Annotated in this window: 4 protein-coding genes; all 4 read left to right on the forward strand. The window is 31.0% G+C overall.

The features are described 5' to 3' along the window. Positions 1-225: 225 nt before the first annotated feature. The 4 genes from KO504_RS01135 to KO504_RS01150 all read left to right on the forward strand — a co-directional run bounded on the left by KO504_RS01135 (position 226) and on the right by KO504_RS01150 (position 3,877). A complete protein-coding gene (locus KO504_RS01135; protein WP_215924498.1) occupies positions 226-1,533 on the forward strand; it encodes an AAA family ATPase in 1,308 nt (435 codons plus the stop codon). A gap of 4 nt (positions 1,534-1,537) precedes the next feature. Next, complete coding sequence (locus KO504_RS01140; protein ID WP_215924499.1) at positions 1,538-1,978, forward strand: hypothetical protein; 441 nt, start codon at positions 1,538-1,540, stop codon at positions 1,976-1,978. A 159-nt stretch (positions 1,979-2,137) separates the two neighbouring features. After that, a complete protein-coding gene (locus KO504_RS01145; protein ID WP_215924500.1) occupies positions 2,138-2,809 on the forward strand; it encodes a DUF4145 domain-containing protein in 672 nt (223 codons plus the stop codon). A gap of 144 nt (positions 2,810-2,953) precedes the next feature. Next, positions 2,954-3,877 (forward strand): carboxypeptidase-like regulatory domain-containing protein, encoded by a 924-nt coding sequence (locus tag KO504_RS01150; RefSeq protein WP_215924501.1) that lies wholly within the window; start codon positions 2,954-2,956, stop codon positions 3,875-3,877. The last annotated feature ends 175 nt before the right edge of the window (positions 3,878-4,052 follow it).

A 4,052-nucleotide genomic window follows, 5' to 3' on the forward strand; every position in this document is an offset into this window, starting at 1 on the left:
AATAAATTGTAAACTTAAGCCGTATATAATTTATTGCTGGCTTCTCGCCTACTTACGAAAGTCCTCGCGGACTTTCTTGGTCGGTAATTATTTACTAAATTAGGTGCTTGAAACACGCAACAAACCATATACAAACACGTTAGCCCTAATTTAACAAAACTCATATTTTGCAATTTTATCTCATTATTTCAATTATGTTTGTATATTTGCACAAACAAAAAAATTATGATACTAGAATTTAGTGTTGAAAATTTCCTTTCATTCAAAGATTTACAAACCTTAAGTATGGTTGGTGTTAAATCTTTTAAAGAGCACGAAGAGACAAATACGTTTAGTCTTGATAATAAGTATAAGATATTAAAATCTGCTGCTATTTATGGTAACAATGCAAGTGGTAAGAGTAATTTTATTGATGCTATTGGTTTTATGAGAGCCTTTGTCCAATTTTCTTTCAGAGATGCTCTTTCAGATGGTAATGAAAAAAGAAAAATTCCTTATCAAAAATTTGAATTAAGCACAGAAACAGAGAACGAACCAAGTTTCTTCGAGATGGTATTTACCATAAATGGACGAAAATACAGATATGGGTTTGAGATTACTGAAGATGAAGTTTTAAGTGAGTGGCTATTTCACACCACTTCTAAAGAAACTTTTCTTTTCAAAAGAGAAAAAGATAAATTCGAAATAAATAAAAGTTCATTTGAAGAAGGTAAAGATTTAACAAAAAGAACTAGACCTAATGTTTTATTCTTAACGCTTGTTGCTCAACTTAATGGAGAAATTTCCAATGAAGTCGTTGATTGGTTTAAAGATTTGAATGTAATTAGTGGAATTCACGATAGAGGATATAAAAGATATACCATAAATAAGTTAAAAGAAGATAAAAAATTTTTAAAGTGGCTATCATCATTCATTGATTTTCTAGAAATTTCAAAATTAACTACAGATGAGGAGCCTGTTAGTGATGTAGAATTAAATCAATTAAAAGAAAAAGAAAAAGATGAAGAACTTATAAGCTTCCTTTCTTCTCTTCAAAAACTTCAAGCAAAACAACCTAAAAGAGATAAGCTCATAACTTGGCATAGAAAATTTGATGAGAATAATATTTTAGTTGATACAGTTCCTTTCGACTTTGAATCAAATGAATCAGAAGGAACTAAAAAACTTATTTATTTATTGGGTCCTTGGTTTGACACATTAAATAAGGGCAAAGTGTTATTAGTAGATGAATTAGACTCAAGACTTCATTCCTCTTTAGTTCTCAAACTAATTGAATTTTTTCATAAAGAAAATACTACCAACGCTCAACTAATATTTGCAGTGCATAATACTTCTATTCTAAATTATAACGTTTTAAGAAGAGACCAAATTTGGTTTATGGATAAAAATCAATTTGGATGTTCGGAACTTTATTCATTAGCTGACTTTTCCTCTGAAAAAGTAAGAAAAAAATCTGCTTTTGACAAAAACTATTTAGAAGGTAAATATGGAGCTGTTCCATATTTCTCAGACTCGAATTCCATAATACACTAGTCTTATGGGAAGAAGAGATAAATTTAAAAGTAGGACAAGTAGTTCTTATTCAAGAAAACCAAAAAACTTACCAGACAGACAAGGTTCAAGAGAAAAATATGTTGTTTTCAGTTTTAAAGATTTTGATAAAAACCAAGGTCAAGGTTTTAAAGAATGGGAATCTGCTGAATTACTTGCATTAGCTATTGACAAAATTTCTCAGTTATCTAACTTAACAATGAGTCAAGCTATACAACAGCAAATAATTAAAGTTTATACAAAGGTAGATTTTCCACCAAACTCTGATTTTACTTACCCAAAACACGTTAAAGATGGAGTTAACTGGGCATCATTTCACGTTCAAGGAAAAGAATGCATAATCGGCTATGTAGAGGATAATATTTTTTACATTGTATTTTTAGATAAAGACCATCAATTTTGGAAAACAGAAAAGAGAAACACATAAAAACTAGGGCTAACAATGTATATATTTTATTGCTAGGTTCTAGCCTGCTTACGAAAGTCCTCGCGGACTTTCTATTCGGTTTTTATTTACTAACTTAGTAACTTGATCACGCAACAAACCATATACTAAACCGTTGTAATGCATTAAAAAAAACTAACTATGTACATTGGAAATACAAATTATTCCTTTCAACCACCGAATATCTGTCCACATTGTCACGTGACAAATAAACCGAGTGAAAAATATAATGAACGAACTGTAGATACTGACGGAACACCTTCAAATATATCAATATGGCAATGTGCAAATCATAAGTGTAATAAACTTTTTGTAGCTCTATACCAAATGAAAGGTGGAAAAGCAGTATGGATTAGGTTTCTAAATGGACTTCCTAAAGGACCAGATTGGCCAAAGCCGATTGCTGATTTAAAGAGTGATAACTCAGATGGAGCGGAAAATTCAAAATTCATAAAAACCTATTTGCAGAGTTTAGAAGCTGAAAGCTATGGTTTAGATGAATTAGCTGGAATGGGTTATCGTAAGTCCATAGAATATTTAGTTAAAGACTGGGCGATTCAGAATAATCCTGAAAAAAAAGCGGATATTGAAAAATTATGGTTGGGACAGGTAATTAAGAAATACTATTCTGGAGATTTAAAAGATATTCTCGAAAGAGCAACATGGTTAGGAAATGACCAAGCTCATTATAATCGTCTTTTTGAAGAATTCGATATCGATGTTTTAAAAGAATTAATAGCTTTGATAATGGTTGAACTTGACAGACAACATAAAATGAAACATTATATTGAAACTATACAAAGTAAAAAATAACGCATTACAACACCGTGTATAATTCATTGCTAGTACTCGCCTACTTACGAAAATCCTCGCGGATTTTCTATTCGGTTTGTATTTGCTAATTTAGTTGCTGAAACACGCAACGAAATCATACACAAACACGTTAGCTGTAATTTGATGAAAACCAACACAATCATACTTTTTCTAATAATCTTAAGTCTTTTTGGCTGTTCAGCTGATATAGAAAATATTACTGTTACGGGAAAAATAGTTGATGAATCAAATGGAAGTCCAATCATTAATGCTGAAGTTGTAATTCTATGTTGGTATGAACATAGTTTCGAAGAAGTAAGTTTTGAAAAGAAAACAGCCATAACTGACAATGAGGGATTTTTTAGAGTAAATTTTGACAAAGGACATAAAATTGATATTGCTTCTAAAGCAAAAAACTATTTACCAAACAGGAGCTATAACGATTTGACCGAGAATAAACTGGAATTAACTCTTAAGCTGAATAAACAACAAAACAATCCAACACTTGTTAAACTGTTGAGTACAGAAAAAGGATTTTATCAAGGTCAAAATGACTACCCTTTTTTAAGAGTTCGAGTTTACGATAATGACAACGTGCTGAATTTTGAAAATCAAGAAACTTATGGCTTTGACCACAAATCATTGAAAATGTCGCTTGATACAATCAATTCGGACTTTTGGTTTGGGCAAATTCAGAAAGACATTCCACCAAGCGTAATTAAGACCAATTTACAAGGCGGAATAAAACCAATTTTTGAGAATGAGGTAAATTCTTCGGTTCTATATGAACAAAACACAGCACCAACAGAAGGATACAAAACAGAATATATATTAACTGGTAACGAAGAAGGATTTTTTGTCCTTTGTAGAGATGGAAAAACCTACGGTAAGTTATTTTTTGAGAAGTCAACTATTGATATTGGTACACCAGATGGAAATGGTGGATGGTTTAAAGAATTTGGAAAGAATTTTAATTGGATTCATCAAGAAAATGGTTCGACAAATTTAACTTATCCGAATTCAGAAATTGATTTAGAAAATTTTCTTGTCGATTATAGATTAAGATAATAAAAACTACAGCTAACACCGTGTATAATTCATTGCTAGTTATAGCCTACTTACGAAAGTCCTCGCGGACTTTCTATCTGTGATTTATTTGCTAACTTTAGTGCTTAAACCACGCAACGAAATCATACACAAAACCGTTAGCTGTAATCTAAAAACTGAACTTTCCTGAAATAGG

The organism is Winogradskyella psychrotolerans (genome assembly GCF_018860565.1).
In the GTDB taxonomy this organism is placed as follows: Bacteria; Bacteroidota; Bacteroidia; order Flavobacteriales; family Flavobacteriaceae; genus Winogradskyella; species Winogradskyella damuponensis.

Bases quoted from the DNA above. Each gene is read 5' to 3' on its own strand.
- KO504_RS01145 (WP_215924500.1), top strand. From the start codon at position 2,138: ATGTACATTGGAAATACAAATTATTCCTTTCAACCACCGAATATCTGT.
- KO504_RS01135 (WP_215924498.1), top strand. From the start codon at position 226: ATGATACTAGAATTTAGTGTTGAAAATTTCCTTTCATTCAAAGATTTA.
- KO504_RS01140 (WP_215924499.1), top strand. From the start codon at position 1,538: ATGGGAAGAAGAGATAAATTTAAAAGTAGGACAAGTAGTTCTTATTCA.
- KO504_RS01150 (WP_215924501.1), top strand. From the start codon at position 2,954: ATGAAAACCAACACAATCATACTTTTTCTAATAATCTTAAGTCTTTTT.